The 20717-nt window shown below is 61.5% G+C and carries 17 protein-coding genes; 8 read left to right on the top strand and 9 right to left on the bottom strand.

All coding sequences use genetic code 11. From position 1 onward, the window contains the following. Window positions 1-11: 11 nt before the first annotated feature. Window positions 12-689, bottom strand: a complete 678-nt coding sequence (locus QFZ94_RS37345) for a FadR/GntR family transcriptional regulator (protein ID WP_429462986.1) — start codon at window positions 687-689, stop codon at window positions 12-14. Window positions 690-910: 221 nt separating this feature from the next. On the opposite strand from QFZ94_RS37345, the gene QFZ94_RS37350 reads away from it, so the two are divergent. The 4 genes from QFZ94_RS37350 to QFZ94_RS37365 all read left to right on the top strand — a co-directional run bounded on the left by QFZ94_RS37350 (window position 911) and on the right by QFZ94_RS37365 (window position 6047). Continuing rightward, window positions 911-2695, top strand: coding sequence for a gamma-glutamyltransferase family protein (locus tag QFZ94_RS37350; protein ID WP_429462987.1), 1785 nt, complete (start codon window positions 911-913; stop codon window positions 2693-2695). A gap of 68 nt (window positions 2696-2763) precedes the next feature. Beyond that, window positions 2764-4191 carry an MFS transporter gene (locus QFZ94_RS37355; RefSeq protein WP_429462988.1) on the top strand — a complete coding sequence of 476 codons (1428 nt, stop codon included), beginning with the start codon at window positions 2764-2766 and terminating at the stop codon, window positions 4189-4191. A 39-nt stretch (window positions 4192-4230) separates the two neighbouring features. After that, window positions 4231-4794, top strand: a complete 564-nt coding sequence (locus tag QFZ94_RS37360; protein ID WP_368582627.1) for a GAF domain-containing protein — start codon at window positions 4231-4233, stop codon at window positions 4792-4794. Next, window positions 4791-6047, top strand: a complete 1257-nt coding sequence (locus QFZ94_RS37365) for an MFS transporter (RefSeq protein WP_368582626.1) — start codon at window positions 4791-4793, stop codon at window positions 6045-6047. Before QFZ94_RS37360 ends, QFZ94_RS37365 begins: the two co-directional genes overlap by 4 nt. 98 nt (window positions 6048-6145) lie before the next feature. On the opposite strand, the gene QFZ94_RS37370 is transcribed toward QFZ94_RS37365, so the two are convergent. From QFZ94_RS37370 to QFZ94_RS37400, 7 genes are all read right to left on the bottom strand, one after another. Beyond that, window positions 6146-6481 carry an RcnB family protein gene (locus QFZ94_RS37370; protein ID WP_368582625.1) on the bottom strand — a complete coding sequence of 112 codons (336 nt, stop codon included), beginning with the start codon at window positions 6479-6481 and terminating at the stop codon, window positions 6146-6148. Window positions 6482-6774: 293 nt separating this feature from the next. After that, the gene (arcA, locus tag QFZ94_RS37375) at window positions 6775-8034 is read right to left on the bottom strand and encodes an arginine deiminase (protein ID WP_368582624.1); all 1260 of its coding nucleotides are present in this window, start codon (window positions 8032-8034) and stop codon (window positions 6775-6777) included. A gap of 50 nt (window positions 8035-8084) precedes the next feature. Next, entirely contained in the window at window positions 8085-9506 is a 1422-nt protein-coding gene (locus tag QFZ94_RS37380) for a basic amino acid/polyamine antiporter (RefSeq protein ID WP_368582623.1), read from the bottom strand. Window positions 9507-9887: 381 nt separating this feature from the next. Further along, window positions 9888-11231, bottom strand: a complete 1344-nt coding sequence (locus QFZ94_RS37385; protein ID WP_429462989.1) for an ATP-binding protein — start codon at window positions 11229-11231, stop codon at window positions 9888-9890. After that, window positions 11228-11968: a response regulator gene (locus QFZ94_RS37390; protein WP_018422680.1), complete on the bottom strand. Its 741-nt coding sequence runs from the start codon at window positions 11966-11968 to the stop codon at window positions 11228-11230. The genes QFZ94_RS37385 and QFZ94_RS37390 overlap by 4 nt, the downstream gene beginning before the upstream one ends. Window positions 11969-11975: 7 nt before the next feature. Beyond that, the gene (locus tag QFZ94_RS37395) at window positions 11976-12098 is read right to left on the bottom strand and encodes a hypothetical protein (RefSeq protein WP_255208695.1); all 123 of its coding nucleotides are present in this window, start codon (window positions 12096-12098) and stop codon (window positions 11976-11978) included. Beyond that, window positions 12095-12466 carry a GFA family protein gene (locus QFZ94_RS37400; protein ID WP_368582621.1) on the bottom strand — a complete coding sequence of 124 codons (372 nt, stop codon included), beginning with the start codon at window positions 12464-12466 and terminating at the stop codon, window positions 12095-12097. The genes QFZ94_RS37395 and QFZ94_RS37400 overlap by 4 nt, the downstream gene beginning before the upstream one ends. 560 nt (window positions 12467-13026) lie before the next feature. Here QFZ94_RS37400 and QFZ94_RS37405 point away from each other — a divergent pair. After that, a complete protein-coding gene (locus QFZ94_RS37405; protein ID WP_368582620.1) occupies window positions 13027-14070 on the top strand; it encodes a patatin-like phospholipase family protein in 1044 nt (347 codons plus the stop codon). 2 nt (window positions 14071-14072) lie between these two features. Next, a complete protein-coding gene (locus QFZ94_RS37410; protein ID WP_429462990.1) occupies window positions 14073-15569 on the top strand; it encodes a GntP family permease in 1497 nt (498 codons plus the stop codon). Window positions 15570-15694: 125 nt separating this feature from the next. Here the strand turns inward: QFZ94_RS37410 and QFZ94_RS37415 are convergent, their stop codons facing one another. Beyond that, window positions 15695-17098: a replication initiation protein gene (locus tag QFZ94_RS37415; protein ID WP_410851594.1), complete on the bottom strand. Its 1404-nt coding sequence runs from the start codon at window positions 17096-17098 to the stop codon at window positions 15695-15697. Window positions 17099-18143: 1045 nt separating this feature from the next. Here QFZ94_RS37415 and QFZ94_RS37420 point away from each other — a divergent pair. Both QFZ94_RS37420 and QFZ94_RS37425 read left to right on the top strand, forming a co-directional pair. Beyond that, window positions 18144-19355 carry a ParA family protein gene (locus QFZ94_RS37420; protein WP_429462991.1) on the top strand — a complete coding sequence of 404 codons (1212 nt, stop codon included), beginning with the start codon at window positions 18144-18146 and terminating at the stop codon, window positions 19353-19355. Then, window positions 19352-20326: a ParB/RepB/Spo0J family partition protein gene (locus QFZ94_RS37425; protein WP_368582618.1), complete on the top strand. Its 975-nt coding sequence runs from the start codon at window positions 19352-19354 to the stop codon at window positions 20324-20326. Before QFZ94_RS37420 ends, QFZ94_RS37425 begins: the two co-directional genes overlap by 4 nt. The last annotated feature ends 391 nt before the right edge of the window (window positions 20327-20717 follow it).

A 20717-nucleotide genomic window follows, 5' to 3' on the forward strand; every position in this document is an offset into this window, starting at 1 on the left:
CCACGGCAAGCTCACGCACGCCGCACCGCCGCTGCATCGGTCTTCGCCGACGCACGCCACTGCACGCTCAGCAGATGCTCGCGCATGCATTGCGCGGCCGCGTCCGAATCGCGCGCTTTCAGCGCATTGACGATCGCCTGATGCTGTTGCGCGAAAAACTGCCGCGTCTCCTGCGCGGAAGTTTTCTCACGAACCTCCGGCTTCACCCGCATGCCGTTGATCACCTCCATCAAAGCGATCAACGCGGGATTACGCGTGGCATGTCCGATCAGCAAATGAAAACGATGATCCCATTGCTGCCACTCTTCGTCGTTTTTCGCGGCGGCATTTTTGCGTGCGCACTTCTCCAGCTCCTGCAGATCGTCACCACTCGCTTTCGTAGCGGCCAGCGCCGCCAACGCCGGCTCGAACAGCAGCCGCATTTCGGCGATATCCGCGGGACTGGTACCTGCGCGCAAGCCGCGCAGCGTCGGCGCAAACTTCAGCGGCCGCGCGCCCAGATAGGTACCGCGGCCGACGCCGCGCCACACGCGCCCCGACGCCTCGAGTGAAGCGAGCGCCGCGCGCAACTCGCGGCGGCTCACGTCCAGTTCTTCGGCGAGCTTTCGTTCGGGCGGCAGCGCGTCACCGTCCTTCAACTGATGGCCCGCGATGTAGTCGAGCAGCGCAGCCAGTACCAATTTTTCCATGTCGTTCAATGAACCAATGTGCATTGGTCTCAACGATACCAGAATAGCAACGACTTGACACGGCAGCACCCAGTGATTTTTGATCCGCTATACTGGCTCGCAACTCAAGGGTTAACACCGGGTGCAACCCGGCTTCGTTAGACTTACGCTTTCATTTTCTCCAGTCGAACCATTAAGCGTTGGTTCAATCATTAGGACCCGTCGTCGCCAAGGAGTTGCGCATGTCGTTTACAACCCGTCCAGAACTGATCGGCACCTTCGGCATGGTGGCCTCGACGCACTGGCTCGCGAGCGCATCGGCGATGGCGGTCCTCGAAAAAGGCGGCAATGCGTTCGACGCCGCCGCCGCGGCCGGCTTCGTCCTGCAGATCGTCGAGCCGCATCTGAACGGTCCGGGTGGCGAACTGCCGGTGGTGTTCTACAGTGCGCGCGAAGAACGCGTGCGCGTGCTGTGCGGACAGGGCGTGACGCCCGCGCGCATGACCATCGAGCGGATGCGCAAGATGGGGCTCGACGTGGTGCCGGGCACGGGCCTGCTGCCCGCGGTCGTGCCGGGCGCGTTCGGCGCGTGGATGGCGCTGCTGCGCGACTATGGCCAGTTGCCGCTCGAAGACGTGCTGAGCTATGCGATCGGCTACGCGGAAAACGGCTATCCAGTGCTGCCGCGCATGGCATCGTCGATTCTCGCGATTCAGGACTTCTTTCGCACCGAATGGACGACCTCCGCCGAACAATGGCTGCGCAACGGCGAGGCGCCGATGCCGAACCAGTTGTTCGCGAATCCGGCGATCGCCGAAACCTACAAGCGCATCCTGCGTGAGGCGAACACGCGCAGCGATCGCGCCGAGCAGTGCGAACGCGCGCGCGATGCCTTCTATCGCGGCTTCGTCGCCGACGCGATCGACCAGTACTTCCGTTCGACCGCCGTACTCGACACCTCGGGCCTGCGCAATAGCGGCCTGCTCGATGCTGGCGATCTCGCGCGCTGGGAGCCGACCTACGAAGACCCGGTGTCGTACGACTACGCGGGCCTGCGCGTGCACAAAACCGGCCCGTGGGGCCAGGGCCCGATGTTCCTGCAACAGCTCGCGCTGCTGAAGGGCTTCGATCTCGGCGCGATGGACCCCCTCGGACCCGATTTCGTGCACACGGTGATCGAGTGCTCGAAACTCGCATTCGCCGATCGCGAAGTGTTCTACGGCGACCCGGCGTTTTCCCATGTGCCGATGGACATGCTGCTCAGCGACGCATACAACGACGAGCGGCGCCGCCTCATCGATCCGCGCCGCGCGTCGCTCGAATTCCGCCCCGGGCTGCTCGGCGACAGCGAGCAACGCGCCGCGCGCATCGTCGCGAACGCCGGGCGCGAGCAGGCCGGCGGCTTCGGTCAGGGTGAGCCGACCTTCGCGCCGCTGCCCGAATTGCGCGGCGACACCGTGCATCTCGACGTGGTCGACCGCTGGGGCAACATGGTGTCGGCTACGCCGTCGGGCGGCTGGTTGCAGGCATCGCCGGCGGTGCCGGGTCTCGGCTTCAACGTGACCACGCGCGCGCAGATGTTCTGGATGGAAGAAGGCCTGCCTTCGTCACTCGGCCCGGGCCGCCGCCCGCGCACCACGCTGTCGCCGACGCTCGTCACGCGCGACGGCAAGCCGTACGCCGCCTTCGGCACGCCGGGCGGCGACCAGCAGGATCAGTGGTCGCTGCAACTGTTCCTCAAGCACGTCCATGGCGGCATGAACTTCCAGGCCGCCGCCGATGCGCCGTCGTTCCAGACCGCGCACTTCCCCGGCTCGTTCTATCCCCGCGCGATGCAGCTCGGCAAGATGTCCGCCGAGTCGCGCTTTCCGGACAGTACGCTCGCCGAACTGCGCGCGCGCGGCCACGATCTCACCGTTGCGGAGCCGTGGGCGCTCGGCCGGGTCTGCGCGGTCGCGATCCGCAACGGTTTGATGCGAGGCGCGGCCACGCCGCGTCAGATGCAGGCCTACGCGATCGGCCGATAAGCGGCCCGAAGCAGCCATCAGCACAGAACGCGCGGCCTCGTCGCGCCATTTCCTCAGGAGAAGTTGCCGTGTCCGCCGTCGCCGCCCGTCTGGAAAGACTTCCCATATCGAGCTTTCACCGCAGACTGCTGCTGATCGGCGGGCTCGGGTACATGTTCGACGGACTCGATTCGTCGTCGCTCGCGTTTCTGCTGCCGGTCGTCAGCAAGCTGTGGCAATTGACGAGCGCGCAGACCGGGCTGGTCGCGAGCAGCACCTATATCGGCTACTTTTTCGGCGCATTCCTGTCGGGTGTGCTCGCCGACGTGATCGGCCGACGCCGCATCATGATGAGCGCGCTCGCCATCTATTGCGTCGCGTCGCTCGCGAGCGCGACCGCGCAAGACTGGCACACGTTCTTCGCCTTGCGCGTCGTCGCGGGCTTCGGTTCAGGCGCGGAGACCGTGGTGATCGCGCCGTTTCTCGCCGAGTTCGTGCCGCGCCGCTATCGCGGCATTTTCTGCGGCGCGCTGGTCGGGTTCATGTCGTTCGGCTATCTAACCTCGTCGATTCTCGGTTTCGCGGTGGTGCGCAACTTCGCCGACGGCTGGCGCTATCTGGCGGTGATCACGTCGCTGCCAGTCGTGATGCTGTTGTGGTGGCGCCGGACGCTGCCCGAATCGCCGCGCTGGCTCGAAAGCCAGGGTCGTGCGGACGAGGCGAACGGCATTGTCGGCCGCATCGAAGCAGCGTTCGTCGAGCGCGGCATCGCGCTTGCTCCGGTGAGCGCAAGCTACGCGCTTCACGCGGTGCCCACGCCGGTCTCGACGCCGGCGCGCGGCAACGCATGGCGCAACGTGGTGACGCTGTGGTCGCCGCGACTCGCGCGCACGACCGCGGTCAGCTGGCTGATGTGGTTCTCGGTTGCGTTCGCGTACTACTCGTTCTTCTCGTGGATCCCGAGCCTGCTCGTCAAGGAAGGACTGACGATGACGAAGAGCTTCGGCTATTCGATCGCGATCTATGGCGCGCAGATTCCCGGCTACTTCTCGGCCGCTTGGCTCAACGAGAAGATCGGGCGCAAGGCGGTGGTCGCTTCCTACATGCTGCTCGGCGGTATCGCCGCGATCACGCTAGCGTTTTCTCACACCGGCATACAGATCATGACCGCGGGCATTGCGCTGTCGTTCTTCATGAACGGCGCATTCGCCGGCGTCTACGCTTATACGCCGGAGGTGTTTCCGACCGCGGTGCGCACCACGGGCACGGGTTCGTCGTCATCGTTCGGCCGCATCGGCTCGGTCAGCGCGCCGATTCTCGTCGGCCTCGTTTATCCGCTGTTCGGCTTCCTCGGTGTGTTCGCGATGACCACGACAGTGCTCGTGATCGGCGCATGCGTGGTGTTCTTCCTCGGCATCGAAACGCGCAATCGCTCGCTTGAAGATATCGAAGCGAGCGAACTCGAACCGGCCCGCGACGCGCGAGGCCAGCTGAACTCCACCCGCATGCACGGCTGAACCGCACTGCGACTTTTCACATTTCCCGATCCAAACGCGATGCAAACGATGCAAGGCAACCTGACCGGATCAGCACCGCACGATACCCAGATGCTGGATATCGCGGACCTCGAACGCCTCGCGCTGGCGATGCGCGCGAAAGACCAACCGCTCGAGCTGTTCCGCGCGGTTCACGCCGTGGCGGCAAAGGCGATAGGCCTGAGCCTGATCACGATCATGTCCTACGACGCGCGGCGTCACGAGGTCGAACGGGTCTACACGAACATGCCGGACGTCTATCCACTGGGCGGCCGCAAGCGGAAGCAAGGCACCGCGTGGGCGCGGCAGATACTCCAGGAACTGAAGCCGTTTCGCGCCGCAACGTCGCAAGGCATTCGCGAGGCCTTCGACGATCATGCAGTGATGACAGGGATGGGCCTCGGCTCGATCCTGAACATCCCGATCGCCTATGACGGCGTGTGCATCGGTACGATGAACCTGACGCACGAGGAAGGCTGGTACACCGGCCGTCATGAAAGCATGGGCCTGCTGATCGGCGCCTTCCTTGCCCCCGCTCTCATCAAACACAGTACGCAATCCCCCGCTTGCGCCGCGCATTCATGAAAACACCATCCGATCTGCAACGCTATCGAGCCGTGCCCCATCCGGCCGTCTCGCAAGGCCGCTGGGTGCTGGTCTTCGTGCTCGGCTACCTCGCGCTGATCGCCGATGGCGCCGACGTGATGATGTACGGCCTGACCCTGTCGCGCATCAAGGACGACTTCGGGTTGACCAACGTCGAAGCGGGCGCGCTCGGTAGTCTGACCTTGCTCGGCATGGCGATCGGCGGCATTGCCGGCGGTTGGGCGAGCGATCGTCTGGGGCGCGTGCGCGTCATCGCTTGGGCGCTCGCGCTGTTCTCGCTCGGCGCGGGGATGCTCGGGTTCACGCACAGCTTCGTCGAATTCGCGGCGGTGCGCTTCATCAGTTCGCTCGGCATTGGCTGCATGGTGCTAGTCACCACCCTGGTCGCCGAATACGTGCCGACCGAGCGGCGCTCGCTGGTACTCGGTATGCTGCAAACCGGCATTTCGGCCGGCTATATCGTCGTGATCGCGCTCAGCAACTGGATCCTGCCGCAATACGGCTGGCGCACGCTGTACTACGTGTCGGCCGTGCCGGTGCTGCTCGCGTTCGCGATCAAGTTCGCGGTTCCCGAACCGGCCGCATGGCTCGCGAGCCGTGCCGCCGACCGTGCAAGCAAGACGCGGCTCGTCGACAATCGCTACGCGCAGATTTTCCGCGACCGCCAGGCACGCACGATGTTCATCCTGTGGACCTTCGCGTCGATCTTCGTGCTGTCCGGCTTTTACGGTCTGAACAACTGGCTGCCGACATATCTCGAGAAAGAACTGCACATCAAGTTCAGTTCGCTGACCGGCTATATGATCGGCACGTACGTGGTCGCCTTCATCGGTAAGATCTTCGCGGGCTGGCTCGGTGATCGCTGGAGCCGGCGCGGCGTGTACGTGCTCGGCTGCATCGGTGCGGCGCTGTTTCTGCCCGTGATCATTTTCTGGCACACGCGCGACAACATTTCCACGCTGATGCTTTTCTTCGGCTTTCTGTATGGCGTGCCGCTCGGCACGATCGGCACGTTCATGTCGGAGAGTTTCGCGACGTCGGTGCGCGGCACCGCGGTGGGCGGCTCGTATAACCTCGGGCGCTTCTGTTCGGGGGCGGCGCCGATCGTCATTGGTTTTATCGCGACGCAGTTCTCGATCGGACTCGGCTTTCTCGTGGTCGGCGCGGTGTTCTTTTTGAGCGGCGTGACCGCATTGTTCGTTCCTGACCGTCTATACGATACGCAGCAGTAAACCTATAGCGACCATGACGAGATCATGTCGTGCAAAGTAGTACCCAGGGGCCGGCGCTAGATCTGGTCGCCGGATTACCTGGGCACCACGATCAAGCATTACTCGTTTCCGGCGACGATGTTGGAAATGGTCCAGTTGTTCGTCGATACGAGCACATAATCGCCATTGACGCCCAGCCATTTATGGCCGCGCGGCGGCGCATTGAGGCCGTGTCCGCGCCAGTCGTCCATTATGAAATTGTAATTACGGTATTCGGTCGGCACACGTTGGCCTTTGTGCCAGTCACGATGCGGAATCGACGGCATCACCTGCTGACGGCCAGTACCGGCCATCTGGCCGCCCTCGTCTTGCGGCTGCGGTCCAGCCGCAATCGCGAACGCCGACACACCGGCAAACGACAACGCGACGAGTTGCGCAACAAAGCGATTATTCATGTTCGAACCTCCGTGCGGTGGAAGAAAGCTCCGGGCATTCACGTGATTGACGTGAAAAATAATCGTCCAGCTACTCGCAGATTCATTAATTCGAACTTCATTGCAGCGATCGCTGGTCTATCGAATGTAATCTTTGCAAATTGCGAGATGTCAAATTCGATATTTCAGGCCTGACCGTAAGTCGTTAAAAAGTATAGTAAAAGGAAGTTCGACTTCAAGCCGGACCGCCTGGCGACGGCACACGCGCGCGCGGCACTTCGCCACTCATCCGTCAGATCGGTCCGCCTGGCTGATCAATAGTCGACCGCATCGCGAATGATCGGGCAGGTCATGCAGTGACCGCCGCCTCGTCCACGGCCCAGTTCGGCACCGACGATCGTAATCACCTCGATGCCCTGCTTACGCAAAAGCGTGTTCGTGTACGTGTTGCGGTCGTATGCATAGACGACGCCCGGCGCCGCGCACACGAGGTTCGCACCGCTATCCCACTGCGTGCGCTCGCGCTGATAGTCGCTGCCGCCCGCCTCGACCACGCGTAAATGCTTCAGCCCCAACGCCTCGGCGACGACATCGGTGAACGGCTTGTTCTCCGCGTGCAATTCGACGCCGCTCGGATGGCTGCTCGGCCGATACGAATAGGTGCGCGTCTTCGCCATGAAGTCCGGGGCCACCAGCACGCAATCGCGATCGGCGAACGTGAACACGGTATCGAGGTGCATCGCCGCGCGAATCTTCGGCATCGCCGCGACGATCACGCGCTCGGCCGCGCCCTTCTTGAACAGCGTTGCCGCCAGTTGACTGATGGCCTGACGCGAGGTGCGCTCGCTCATGCCGATCAGCACGACGCCCTTGCCGATCGGCATCACGTCGCCGCCTTCCAGCGTGGCGAGACCGTGATCCTGGGTCGGATCGCCCCACCACACGTTGACCTTGCCGGCGAAGTCGGGGTGGAACTTGTAGATCGCCGTGGTCAGGATCGTCTCTTCGTGGCGGGCCGGCCAGTACAGCGCATTCAGCGTGACGCCGCCATAGATCCAGCAGGTCGTGTCGCGCGTGTACAGCGTGTTCGGCAACGGCGGCAGCAGATATTCGGTGCCGCCCGCCGCTTCCTTCGCAACCTCCAGCGCCTTGCCGCCGTGCGCTTCCGGGAAGTCGTGCGTGGATAGCCCGCCAATCAGCGTTTCGGCCAGCTTGCGATTGTCGAGCCCTTCCAGATAGCTTCTCAATTCATCGATAAAGCCGAGGCCGACCTGGTTCGGAACCACCTGGTTGTCCAGAATCCACTTCTTGCCTTCTTGCACTGCAACCGTTTCGGAGAGCAGATTGTGCATCTCCACCACTTCGACACCGCGGTCGCGCATCTTCGTGACGAAGTCGAAGTGGTCGCGCTTCGCGTTCTCGACCCACAGTACGTCGTCGAACAGCAGTTCATCGCAGTTGCTCGGGGTAAGACGCTGATGCGCGAGCCCCGGTGCGCAGACCATCACTTTGCGCAGCTGCCCGACTTCCGAGTAGACACCCAATTCACCCGCTTTCGCGTCCGTGTTCGCCATGATGACCTCCTGAATATCAGTGGTGACCCGCTCTGTTCAATCTGCTGTCGTTAGATTGTGATCCTTCCGGTTACGAGGGCGTAGACGCCGATGATCGCGCCAATGACGATGACGGTAAAGATGAACCAATCGGACGTGATGAAAACGTTCTTGCTCTGCTCTCGCCGCGCCCAAAGGTAGAGCGCTGTGCCGGGCGCGTACAGCACCGCGGCAAGCAGAATGAATTTCAGGCCGCCCGCGAAGATCATGAATGCGGTATAGATCACGGCGATTGCGGCCATGATCAGGTCGCGCCGGCGCTCGTCGGCGCGCAGGTCGTAACCGTCGCCGCGATTCGCGTTCATGCATCCGAACACCGCGACGAACAGGTACGGAATCAACGACATCGCGCTCGTCAGGTTCAACATCAGCGCGAATGCATCGCGCGAGAAGTACGTGCTGATGACGAGCAACTGCACCACGATGTTGGTCAACCACAATGCATTGGCCGGCGTCTTGTTGACGTTTTCCTTGCCGAAGATCGCGGGCATGTCTTCGGTCCTCGCCGCCGAGAACAACACTTCGGCGCAGATCAACGACCAGGCCAGATAAGCGCCGAGCACCGAAATCAGCAGACCTATGCTGACGAAGACCGCGCCCCAGTGACCGACCACCGCTTCGAGAACCGCAGCCATCGACGGCTGCCGCATCCCCGCGATGTCCGCGCGCTCGAGCACCGCGTAGGGCAGCATCGTCACGAGCACCATCAGAGAGGTGACGACGACGAAGCCGAGTATCGTCGAATGCCCGACGTCGGAGCGCTTCTTTGCATAGCGGGAATAAACGCTTGCCCCTTCGATGCCGATGAACACGAACACCGTGACCAGCATCGTGGCCCGCACCTGCTCGAAAATATTGCCTTCGAGACCGCCGCCGTAGAGGTTGGCCTGGAACAGGTCCATTCGAAAGCCGAACAACAGGATCAGGATGAACACCAGAATCGGGATGATCTTGGCGACCGTGACGATACTGTTGATGAAGGCCGCCTGCTGCACGCCCTTCAGGATCATGTAATGAAAAAGCCAGATGCCGATCGAAGCAACGACGATCGCGACGACCGTATTACCGTCGCCGAACACCGGAAAAAATGCGCCGAGTGTCGACTTGATCAGCACCCAGTAAGAAACATTGCCGATACAACTGCTGATCCAGTAGCCAAATGCGGAAAGAAAGCCCGGATAGTCGCCAAAGCCCGCTTTCGCATACGCAAACACGCCGGCGTCCAATTCGGGCTTTCGTTCGGCAAGCGTTTGAAATACGCGCGCCAGCATATACATGCCCGTGCCCGCAATCAGCCACGCAATCAGGGCGCCCAGCGGACCGGTGGCATCGGCGAATGTACGCGGTAGGGAAAATATTCCGGCTCCGACCATGCCGCCCACGACCATCCCGGTGAGTTGCATTTTTGACAGCTTTTGTGGAGTGGACGCCATTCGGATTCCTTTTTAGTGACCTTTTTAACAAGGATCTGTAATCAGATTCGAACGAAACGTGTCTCTCGGCCAATCTTGCTGTCGATCAGCCGCGTTACTCTGCAACCACCACACGAAAAGAATGGTCTGTCCGTTGACGTTTGTCAATTTATCGCCGCGAGCATCGATAAGTCGCATTGAATATCGATGATTTAACAATGATGCGACGTATCGCATCATCAACGCGGTTTTCTCAAATGATGGGGTATCGCTGAAGCGAGCTGAAAATATGGTCGCTCAGAACTACTGATAAGCAGCTGAGCGACAGCTCGAGATGACGCGCGAAAGTCATCGATGGTCCAAGCCTGACGATGATTTCGTAGTGGCGGGCTGTGGGTCCAACTATGACTCGCGCAACTTCCTCAACGTCAGCCGCGCTTCGAGACCGCCGCCAACCCGGTTGTGCAGCGTGAGCGTCGCGTCCATCGCGAGCGCGAGTTGCCGCGCGATCGCGAGCCCCAGCCCGGTGCCGCCCGTTTGACGATTGCGCGAACCTTCGAGTCGCACGAACGGCTCGAACACCGTCTCGAGCGACTCGGCCGGAATGCCGGGACCACGATCGAGCACCGACACGGTCGCCTCGCCATCGTGCAACGCGCCGATATCGATCTGCGCGGCGCCGGCGTACCTCAGCGCGTTATCGACCAGATTGCCGACGATGCGCTTCAACGCCTGTGGACGCAACGTCAGCGACTGGCCGAACTGGCCGTGCAGCGACACTTGCTGACCGGCGTCCACGTAATCGCAGACGAGGCTATCGAACAGCGCATCGGGATCGATGCGGCGCGGCACCTCGGTCGTGCCGTGCATCGTACGCGCATAAGTGACCCCTTCCTTGACCAGCGCCTCCATTTCCTTCAGATCCTGGCGCAGCTTCGCGGCCTCGCTGTCGTCGTCCATCGTGTCGACGCGTAGACGCATGCGCGTGATCGGCGTCTGCAGATCGTGCGAAATCGCCGCGAGAATCTGCATGCGCTCGGTCATGTACGTGGCGATCCGATCCTGCATCGCGTTGAACGCGCGCGCGGCGCGCGCCACTTCGGACGGACCGGCTTCGGGCAGACGCTCGGCCTTCAGGTCGGGGCCGAGCGTGTCGGCCGCGACTGCGAGCTGATTGAGCGGGCGCGTCGCGAGGCGCACCGCCAGCCAGCAGCAGGCGCCGAGCACGAGCAGCTGCAGCGTCAGCACGAGCGGCAGCCAGCGCGACAACGGAGCGCCGGACATCGGCCGCAGGTCGATGGTGAGCGGCGTGCCGTCGCTCAGTTTCAGGTGCACCTGCAGACGCTCGCGATCGCCGGGCACCGCGTTGACGGTCAACGGATAACGCGTGCCGATGCCGTCGCCGATCGATTGCGCGACGCGCGCCGACAGGCTTGCGTCGACCGGTGCGCCGGGAACGCCTGGGCCGAGCACGAACTCGTAGCTGCGCCGCGCAAGGCGCGGCAGCCACTGGGCGCGCTCGTCGGGCGGCAGATGGTCGAGCAGCGCGACCGAGCTCGCCACCTCGCGCTCGATGTAGCCCATCATGATGCCGGTCATCGTCTGGTCTCGCTCGGTCATCGTGAGCCAGAACGACAGCGCCTGCGCGAGCGCGAGCCCGACGAACAGAATCACCGCGAGCCGCGCGAACAGGGTGCGCGGCCAACGAGGCCAGCGCAGCGACGACGGTGATGCAGAAACGTTCATTGCGGATCTCCGATCGCAGTCACCGCCGCCGAAAACACGTAGCCCTCGCTGCGCAGCGTCTTGATGTAGCGCGGCTCGCGCGCGCCGTCGCGCAGGCGTTGGCGCAGGCGGCTCACCATTAGATCGATCGAGCGGTCGAACGGATCGGCCTGGCGTCCCTGGGTCAGGTTCAGCAGCTGGTCGCGCGTGAGCACGCGCTGCGGGTGATCGAGAAACACGCGCAACAGACGGTACTCCGCCCCGCTCAACGCCACTTCGGTGCCGTCCGCATCGAGCAGATGGCGCGCGGTCGTGTCGAGCCGCCAGTCGCCGAAGCACAGCATCGGCGCCGACTCCGTCACCTCCATGCCGGGCGGCAGCATGCGCGCGCGGCGCAGCACCGAGCGAATTCGCGCGAGCAGCTCGCGTGCGGCGAACGGTTTGGTCAGGTAATCGTCGGCGCCCATTTCGAGGCCGACGATCCGGTCCGCTTCCTCGCTGCGCGCCGTCAGCATCAGGATTGGCACCGTGCGGAACTTGCCCGCGCGCAGCTCGCGGCACAGCACGAGGCCGTCTTCGCCGGGCAGCATCAGGTCGAGCACGATCAGGTCGGGTGCGCCGTTCTCGAGCGCGGCGCGCATCTGGCGGCCATTGGCCGCGAGCGAGACGCGCACGCCGTTTTTCTCGAGGTAACCCGCGAGCAGTTCGCGGATTCCGCGATCGTCGTCGACGATCAATACGTGGTCGGAGGTTTCCATCGACGGATTATCTGCCGCGGCGTTTGAGTTGCACGCCGCTCGATTGGATCAATGAACACTGCAACGGATGCGCGAGCTCGGCCGCGAAGCCGCCCACGACGAACACCGCGATGGCAAACAGGCGTTTCATGCGTCCTCCAGCACGGAAAGACTCGCGCCGTCGGCCACGCTGGCTTCGAGCGCATAAGGGTCGACCCCGTCGAGGCAGCCGATATTGACGCGCCATTGCTGCGGGTCCTTGCGCGTCTGATGAAAAGGATAGATGCCGCAATGCTTGCAGAAGTAGTGTTTCGCGACCTTCGTGTTGAACTGGTACAGCGTCAGCGAATCCTCGCCGCTCAGAATCTTCAGTTGACTGGCGGGAAAGAGCGGCGTCATCAGCGCGCCCTTGCGGCGGCACAGGCTGCAGTTACAGCGGCCGGCCGGAACGATTTCGGTGCGAACTTCGAACTTGACGGCCCCGCAGTGACAAGACCCTTGCAGCAACTCGGCGCTCATGGTGATCTCCGTGATTTGACGATGCCTGCTTTATAGCCTGGTTCATCAGTCGAATTATGTCGTAATGTATCCGGTCGCCGAGACGATACATTACATTGCAATAAGCTATGGCAATTAGCGCAGGGCGAAACAACGAAGATTAAGCGCGTGAATTGGCATTCAAGCGGCATGCGCAAACGGATGACACGGGTTGCTTCCTTGCCGCCGCAATGTCGTGCTCGCCGGTGCAAAGATACGCCGCTTATCCATGATTATGTCAGCGGCGCGGCGGGGCGCGCCAGCCGGCTTGCTTACACGCTGTTTTTGACCTCGGCATGACCAACCGGCTCTCTATGTTCCGCTTGACTGGCCGGTATTGCCAGGCACAATCGCGCGAGGCCTTGAATACGCTTGACTTTTAATCAGTAGCCACTTCCAATACCAATGGTGCAGTGCGATGCTTCACCTCTGAAACACGCCTCACGTCATTCGGTAATTCAAAGCATTGGCCAGCAGTTCATTCGTCCGCCGCGCATGCGGCGTCAGCTCGAAATGGAGCACTCCTCATCACGGGAGTCGTCTTGGCTGCAAGAAAAAACCAACCCGCTCGCAGCGAACCCGCCCTTATCGATCTCGCATTGCAGGGTGGCGGTTCGCACGGTGCTTTTACATGGGGTGTCCTCGACCGTTTGCTCGAAGAGTCGTGGCTGCAGATCGAAGGGATATCGGGTACGTCGGCTGGCGCGATGAACGCCGCGGTGCTGGTGAGCGGCTATCAGGTGGGCGGCGCGGCCGGCGCGCGCGCCGCGCTCGAAGCGTTCTGGCGGCGAGTATTCGAAGCATCGGTGTACAGCCCGTTTCGCCGCAGCCCGTTCGACGTGTTGATGGGCCGCTGGACGCTCGACTACTCGCCGCTCTTCATCGCGATGGACCTCGCGGCGCGCGTGTTTTCTCCATACGACCTGAACCCGCGCGGCGTACATCCGCTGGCGAAGATTCTGCAGGACTCGATCGATTTCGAGCATCTGCGCGACGCGCCGATCAAGCTGTTCATCACTGCGACGCGCGTGCGCACGGGCCAGGCGCGCGTGTTTCGCAATGGCGACCTGACGCCCGACGTGCTGCTCGCCTCCGGCTGCCTGCCCACGCTGTTCCAGGCCGTGCAGATCGACGGTGAAGACTACTGGGACGGCGGCTACGCCGGGAATCCCACCATCACGCCGCTGGTGCGCGAATGCACGTCGAGCGATACGCTGCTGATCCAGGTCAATCCCGTCGAGCGGGATGAAACACCGCGCACCGCGCGCGACATCATCAGCCGCCTGAACGAAGTCGCCTTCAATGCGCCGCTGCTGAAAGAGCTGCGCATGATCGCGCTGCTGCGACGCGCCGCGGACGCCGGTAGCGACGAAGGCCGCCATTGGGCGGCGATGCGTATCCATCGGATTTCGAGCGAACTGATGACCGAACTCGGCTACTCGTCGAAGCTGAACGCCGAGTGGAGCTTTCTGACGATGCTGCGCGACGAAGGCCGGCGTGCCGGGGACGCGTTCCTCACCGGGCATGCCGATTCGATCGGCGTGCGCTCCTCGCTGGATCTCGACGCGTTGCTCGACGGAGTCTGACCATGGAAGTCATCACCCTGTCCCCGCTCGCGATCGGTCTCGGACTCTTTGGGATGCTCGCGAGTCTCGCGCTGCTGATCGCCTTCGCGTACCGCGGCTGGACCGTGCTGTTGCTCGCGCCGTTCGCCGCGATGCTGGCCGCCGCGATTTCGGGCGAACCGATTCTCGCGCACTGGACCCAGACTTTCATGCTCAGCGCCGCGCGCTTTCTCGCGCAGTTCTTTCCGTTGTTTCTGCTCGGCGCGCTGTTCGGCAAGCTGATGGAAGACAGCGGCTCCGTCAAGGCGATCGCCAGTTACATGACGGAGAAGCTTGGCGCGCATCGGGCGATTCTCGCGGTCGTGATCGGTGGCGCGCTCGTCACCTACGGCGGCGTCAGCCTGTTCGTCGCGTTCTTCGTGCTCGCGCCGATGGCCACCGCCCTGTTCCAGGCCGCCAATATCCCGCGCCGTCTGATGCCGGCCGCGATCGCGCTCGGCACGCAGACGTTCACGATGTCCGCGCTGCCCGGCACACCGGCGATCCAGAACGCGATCCCGATGCCGTTCTTTGGTACGACGCCGTTTGCGGCGCCCGGGCTTGGCATCGTCGCGAGTGTCGTGATGGTGGCGTTCGGGCTGTGGTGGTTGTCCTTGCAGCAATCGCGCGCGAAGGCGGCCAACGAAGGATTCGACGGACTCAACGCGGCGATGAAATCCACCACGGCGCCGGCCAGCGACAACCTCGTGCGCGAACGCGCGAGCGTCTCGCAGAGTTTCGATCCTGAGGAAGCGAAGCGCGGGCACGTCAGCGCGGATCTGCCGTCGTTCGGCGTCGCGCTCGCGCCGCTCGTGCTCGTGGTGCTAACGAACTTCGTGATGAACGTGATCGTGCTGCCGCGCATCGACGCGGACTATCTGGCCGAGGTCCGTTGGGGTGAGACGTCGCTTTCGGCAGTCGCCGGAGTGTGGGGCGTGTGCGTGGCCCTCGTCGTCGCGATCGTGGTACTCCTGCTGCTCAATCGGCGCCGCCTTCCGGCGCTGCGCGAGACGATCGACGCGGGCGCGAATGCATCGGTGCTGCCTGTGCTCAACGTCGGCAGTCTGGTCGGCTATGGCGCGGTCATTGCCGCGCTGCCCGCGTTCGCGCTCGTGCGCGAATGGGTGCTCGGCGTCGGCGGTGGTCCGCTCGTATCGCTCGCGGTCGCGACCAATCTGCTCGCGGGCTTGACCGGCTCGGCTTCAGGCGGTCTCACCATCGCGCTCGACGCGCTCGGCGGCACCTATCTACAACTGGCCGCGCAACACGGCATCGACCCGGCGCTGTTGCATCGGGTCGCCGTGATGTCCTCCGGGACACTCGACAGCCTGCCGCATAACGGCGCGGTCGTGACGCTGCTCGCGGTGTGCGGCTCGAACCATCGCGAAAGCTATCGCGACATCGTGATGGTGGCGATTCTCGGCGCGTTGCTCGCGCTGGTCGTGGTGATCGTGCTGGGCTCGCTGGTCGGTACCTTCTGAGAGTTTTGTGCCGGCTAAAGTATCAAGGGGTCTCGCTCTGACGTCGCTGTTCGTCAGTGCGAGACCCCTTTCCTGTTGCTGTTCGGCCGAGTCTGGATTGCTTGCCTGCTGATTACCGGCTCACTTCACGCGGCCGCGCGCGCCGCATTCATCCGGCCGAACACGAACTGCCCCAGATACCAGACCAGCTCCGTATTCGCGAGGATCGCATCTTCGGTGACCGTCGACGGTTCGAGCTTCATCCTGCGCAGCATCAGCTTGCCTTCGCGCGAGGTTGTCCACGCATGCATCAGTTCCTTGCGCGTCTTCGGATCGGCGGCATTGAAATGATCGCGGCCCTTGCGCGAATCCTCGTTCATGCGCGCGCGCACTTCTTCTTCACGCGTCGCGATGCTGGTCGCCAGGGTCTTTCTCGTTTCGGTCTTGGCCGCCTGTTCCTGCGCTTCGTCGGCGAGCAGTTTGGCTTGCACGTCGACCATCGTGCGCTCGGCGTCGGAGATCTTCCAGTTGTCGCGTAGCGCGCGCATCAGATAGCCCGCGGGACTCTTCTTGACCTGGCCGCGCTTGATTCTGAAGCGCGTGTATTCGACGGCCTGCTGAATACGCTCGTCGGTCCACAGTTCGCGGTTCTCCGAAATCTCGCTGAACTGCTTGGTCGACAGCCCGAATTCGTCGGTAAGAATCTTGTAGAGATGGCTCGCGTCGGCGAGGCTCGCGAGTACCGCGTCGGCTGTGTCCTTGCGCTTGAGGAGGAAGCGGATGCGGTCGATTTTCTTCGACGTCGTGGATGCAGTGCGCGTCTCGTAAGAGATCTCGACGTCCGACACTTCGTTGATCTCGCGCACCGCCGGCTCGAGCCAATCGCGCTTGAAGTATTTGAAGATGGCGGCGTTCGCGCCCATTTTGCCGGGCCAGTTACGCATTTCCTCGAGCTGGATCCAGTCGGTGCGTCCTGCGGGCACGTTGGGCAAAACCTTGTCGTAGATAGCGCGCGCGAGACTGCGCGTGAACGCGGTGGAAATGCGCAAGCTCAGCCAGTGCGATTTCTGCGGATCGCGGATATGCGGCACGAGCCGTGGATGGACGTCGAAACGCATACGTCCGCGATGAAAGCCGACCATACCGATCAGTTGGACCTGCACCCACAGGTCGTCTTCACTGGGATCGCGGTCCGCAGGCGTATTCGTTACGCGGACTTTCGCGTTCTGAGCTTCGTCGGCGATCGTGCGCAAATGCTTCAGGTTGCGGCTGTCGTAACGCATCAGCCACTTGAAGTAGTTGAGTTCGACGTCGTACTGATCGCGTTGCTCGGGCTCCTGCGCGACGATGAAGTAAGCGGCATCGAGAAACCGCCGCGCCGGCAGTCCCATGTTGACGATCTCGGTGAAGAAATCGTTGCGCTGATAACCGATCTCGCGATTGGCCTCGTTGATGCGCAATCCTTGATCGAACATGTCTTCGAACAGCGCGAGCGCCATCTGGCGTGATGTCGCTTTCGACTTGCCCTCTTCCGGATTGTCCGCAGCCATGTTCTTCATCCACTTTTTAGCTCCCGGGGACTGTAAGCATGCGGTGGTGAGCTGTCAACACACAGAACCTCACCATCAGAACGGCCGAGGCGGCGGCCGCTTCGTCGTTCATTCCGCGATCTGGCACACAGAACCTCACCATCTACACAAGGAACCTCACCTTGCCAGACGGCTTTCGCACGGCGAAGCCTTATGGGACGGCCCATCCGAGCTTCATTTCCTGCAGATGCACAACCCACCTCACCTTCCAGATTCGACGCACAGGCAAACACATGGAACCGCACCTTGGCGGGGAATTGGTCTCACCTTGCTGCACAACGAACCGCACCTCTCAGCACAGCGAACCTCACCTTCGACACAACGTACCTCACCTTTTGGAACCTAAGTGGCTGAATGAATTGAATATCGTCTGCCTGTGTGAGTTTGTCGGTTTGTTCTCGGTTTAAAAAAAACCTACCAACTTGGGTCACACAGTAAGTTGACGTGAAGATTGCGCAATGCAGCATGGTGAAGTTAATTGTGCGATGCCGGAGCTGATGAACGGCTGCGTAACGAAGGTGAGGTTGGTTGTGCTTCCACGGTGACCAGCAAGGATTGGTGACACTGGGGCCCGGGCTGGACCGCCTGCCGCCGGCGGAAATCAACGGCGGTAGGTGAGGTTGATTGTGCATTTGCGCTCCAAGCGGCCGGAGCGGTCGCCGGAAGGTGGCGAAAACGCGATTATGGTGAGGTCCGTTGTGCTGGAGATCGCCGGATCGCACGTCGTAGATGTGAGGAAGTGCACAAATGACCTCACCTTCCTTCGTGACAGGGCCAGCGTAACCGGCACACTCGCCTAAAACTTAGGCATTTGGTGAGGTCATTTGTGCACTCGCATAGGCGGGGTTTCGGGACTCGTTTCGTTTCCACGACAGTTCCGCCACCGAAAACGCTGTGAAAATATAGAAATTTTCAGAAAATCCGCATTAAAACAGTAATTTAAAAAGCTATTTTCAAGTATTTCCTGTATTCTGAGGTTTCTGGAATTTTATGGATAAACCTCAGAATGGTCAGAACGAGCCAACTTCCTGCCGTAGACCGAACCGTTCACTTTGAGCAGATCAGTGAGTTCGCAGAAAAGGTCACCATTTTTACTAATGAGCTGCGTGACACGATTCTGGCTCCACGTCCTCGAAAAACGGCTCCCGTCTTCAAGACCGGCGAGATTGCCGAGATGTGCAACGTCTCTCACTCGCAGGTTCAGTATCTCGCGACAAAAGGCGACGGAGAACTGCCTTCGGGCACGGCAGCCGGCACGGGCCGCACCCGGACCTTCACGCTAGAAGAAGCGCGGATCTGGGTGCAAAAGATTTCCGACATTTACCAGACTCCACTGGTCACTCGTCTGAAGGAACCGGACGGGAAGATCATTATCACCGCGCAGCTCAAAGGTGGTTCCGCCAAGACGACTACGACGATGTGCCTTGCCCAAGGGCTGTCGCTACGGGGACGCAAAGTGCTGGTGGTCGATCTCGATCCGCAGGCATCACTCTCGGAACTGTGCGGACTGTACGCGGAAAAAGACGTGTCGCCTGAGGATACGGTGTTGCCGTATGTCTACGACCAAGACATCGAGGGCGGCCTCGAGGGACGGATTCAGTCGACGTACTGGGATGGCATCGACGTGATTCCTGCGCATACGGAATTGATCGGTGCAGAGTTCCATCTGCCGGCGATGCAAAAGATTCGGCCAGGTTTTCGTTTCTGGACCGTGCTTCGTGAAGGGCTCGAGCCGCTGCGCAAGAAGTACGACTACATTCTGATGGATACGTCGCCGTCTCTGTCGTACCTCAATCTGAACGCGCTGATGGCCGCGGACGCCATGGTGATGCCGATGGTGCCGGAAAACCTGGACTTCATCAGCTCACTCTCGTTCTGGCGACTCTTCTCTGACGTGTCCAAAAGCTTCATCAAATTCGAGAAGGAAAAGAAATACGACTTTGTATCGCTGGTGTTATCGCGGGTCGATTATGGGCGGAACTCGTCGGCGCCGATCGTGCGTGCGTGGGCGCAAAGCGCATACGAAAACTGGCTGCATTCGATCGAGGTGCCGGCGAGTTCGGTAATGAGCACAGGGGCGTTGGCATTCTCTACCGTCTTCGACATCAGCAGCAATCACAGCGCGGCCAAGTCGCTGCAACGCGTGCGGCAGCCTCTCGTCGATTACTGTCGTTGGATCGACGAGATCTATTCGGAAAAATGGAGGAACGCGCAATGAGCAATATGCGAGAACAGTTGCTGGCCAAGACGTCCGGCATTCGCAAAACTTCGTCGATTAATGAAGACGAGGTTAAGCGCAGCAACCGCACGCAAACGGCGCCCGGCCTTGCCGGCGCGCTGGCCGTTGCGCAGCTTCGCGTGCAGGAATTGGAATCGACCGGAGTCGCATCGCAACTGCCGGTTGCGGGGATCTTGCCGAACCCGTGGCAGCCGCGCCGCGTGTTCAACGAAGCAAAGTTGGCCGAGCTTGCGGAGTCGATCCGGGAAGTTGGGTTGATGCAGCCGATCGTCGTCCGGCGTGTCGCCGACGACTATCAGATAGTCGCTGGTGAACGGCGCTGGCGTGCGCACAAGATGCTGGGGCATGACACGATCAAGGCAGTCGTCGCGGATTGCTCCGACTCGGATATGGCCGTCCTGGCGATGGTCGAAAACATCAGCCGCGACGACCTTGCTGACTATGAAATCGGAGTTGCGATCCGTCGATCGGAAGCGGAGTTTCCGAATCGCAAGCGACTGGCGGAAGCGATGGGATTGTCGAGGGCGGGTCTGTACCAGTTCTTGTCGTTCGATAATTTGCCGGACTTCATCAAAAAAGATCTCGATATTCAACCGCGACTATTGGGCGGAACTGCGGCGCAAGCAATCGGGGCGGCTATCAAAAAGCACGGCGAGGATGGGGTTAAAGCGGCTCGCGAAATTTGGCCGCTGTTGGTGAGAGGCGAAATGGATCAAGGCAAGGTCGCGGCGGCAATCACTGCGTTGGCGACGCGGCAGACGACGTCGGCTGGTACCGGCGGACGCAGCATCGAGAAGTTTTTTGCAGGACGAGAGCACGCCGGAAGCATCACGAAGGATGTCAGCAACTTCACGATCAAGATCAAGACCGGGGTGATTACCGAGGCGCAAGAAGTTCAGATACGACAGTTGATCGGACAGATGTTCCAATCGCAGCCGAAAACGAGCTGATTCGATGTTTGGTTTTTTAGTGTAGAGAGAGGCCCGCCAAGTGCGGGCTTTTTTTCGGCCAGCCAAAATGGTTTGGGCTGAGAGAGTGTCTAGAGTCTAGACAGTCTCCGTAGATGCCATCAGGGTTCGTCGCAGTGTCTAGACTCTAGACACTCTTTCCGACGAAAGCCAACGTCGATAGAAGAGTCCCCTGTCGTGCGGACGCAGATTCTTTGCGTCTTGTCCGGTCCGCGGGGAGATCGCGTAGCAGTAGGTTCGCCGGACCAATCTTGCAGGTGCAGGACATAATCGAGGCCGCCACCCGCTCGGAATTTGTGAGGAAGTCTGTGAACTGGCTTCCGCCAACTCGCCGACCGGTCATATCGTCGAGGGCGCCGCCGAACGTGTTCGA

The sequence above is a fragment of the Paraburkholderia sp. JPY465 genome, from assembly GCF_050436725.1.
Taxonomy (GTDB): domain Bacteria; phylum Pseudomonadota; class Gammaproteobacteria; order Burkholderiales; family Burkholderiaceae; genus Paraburkholderia; species Paraburkholderia youngii.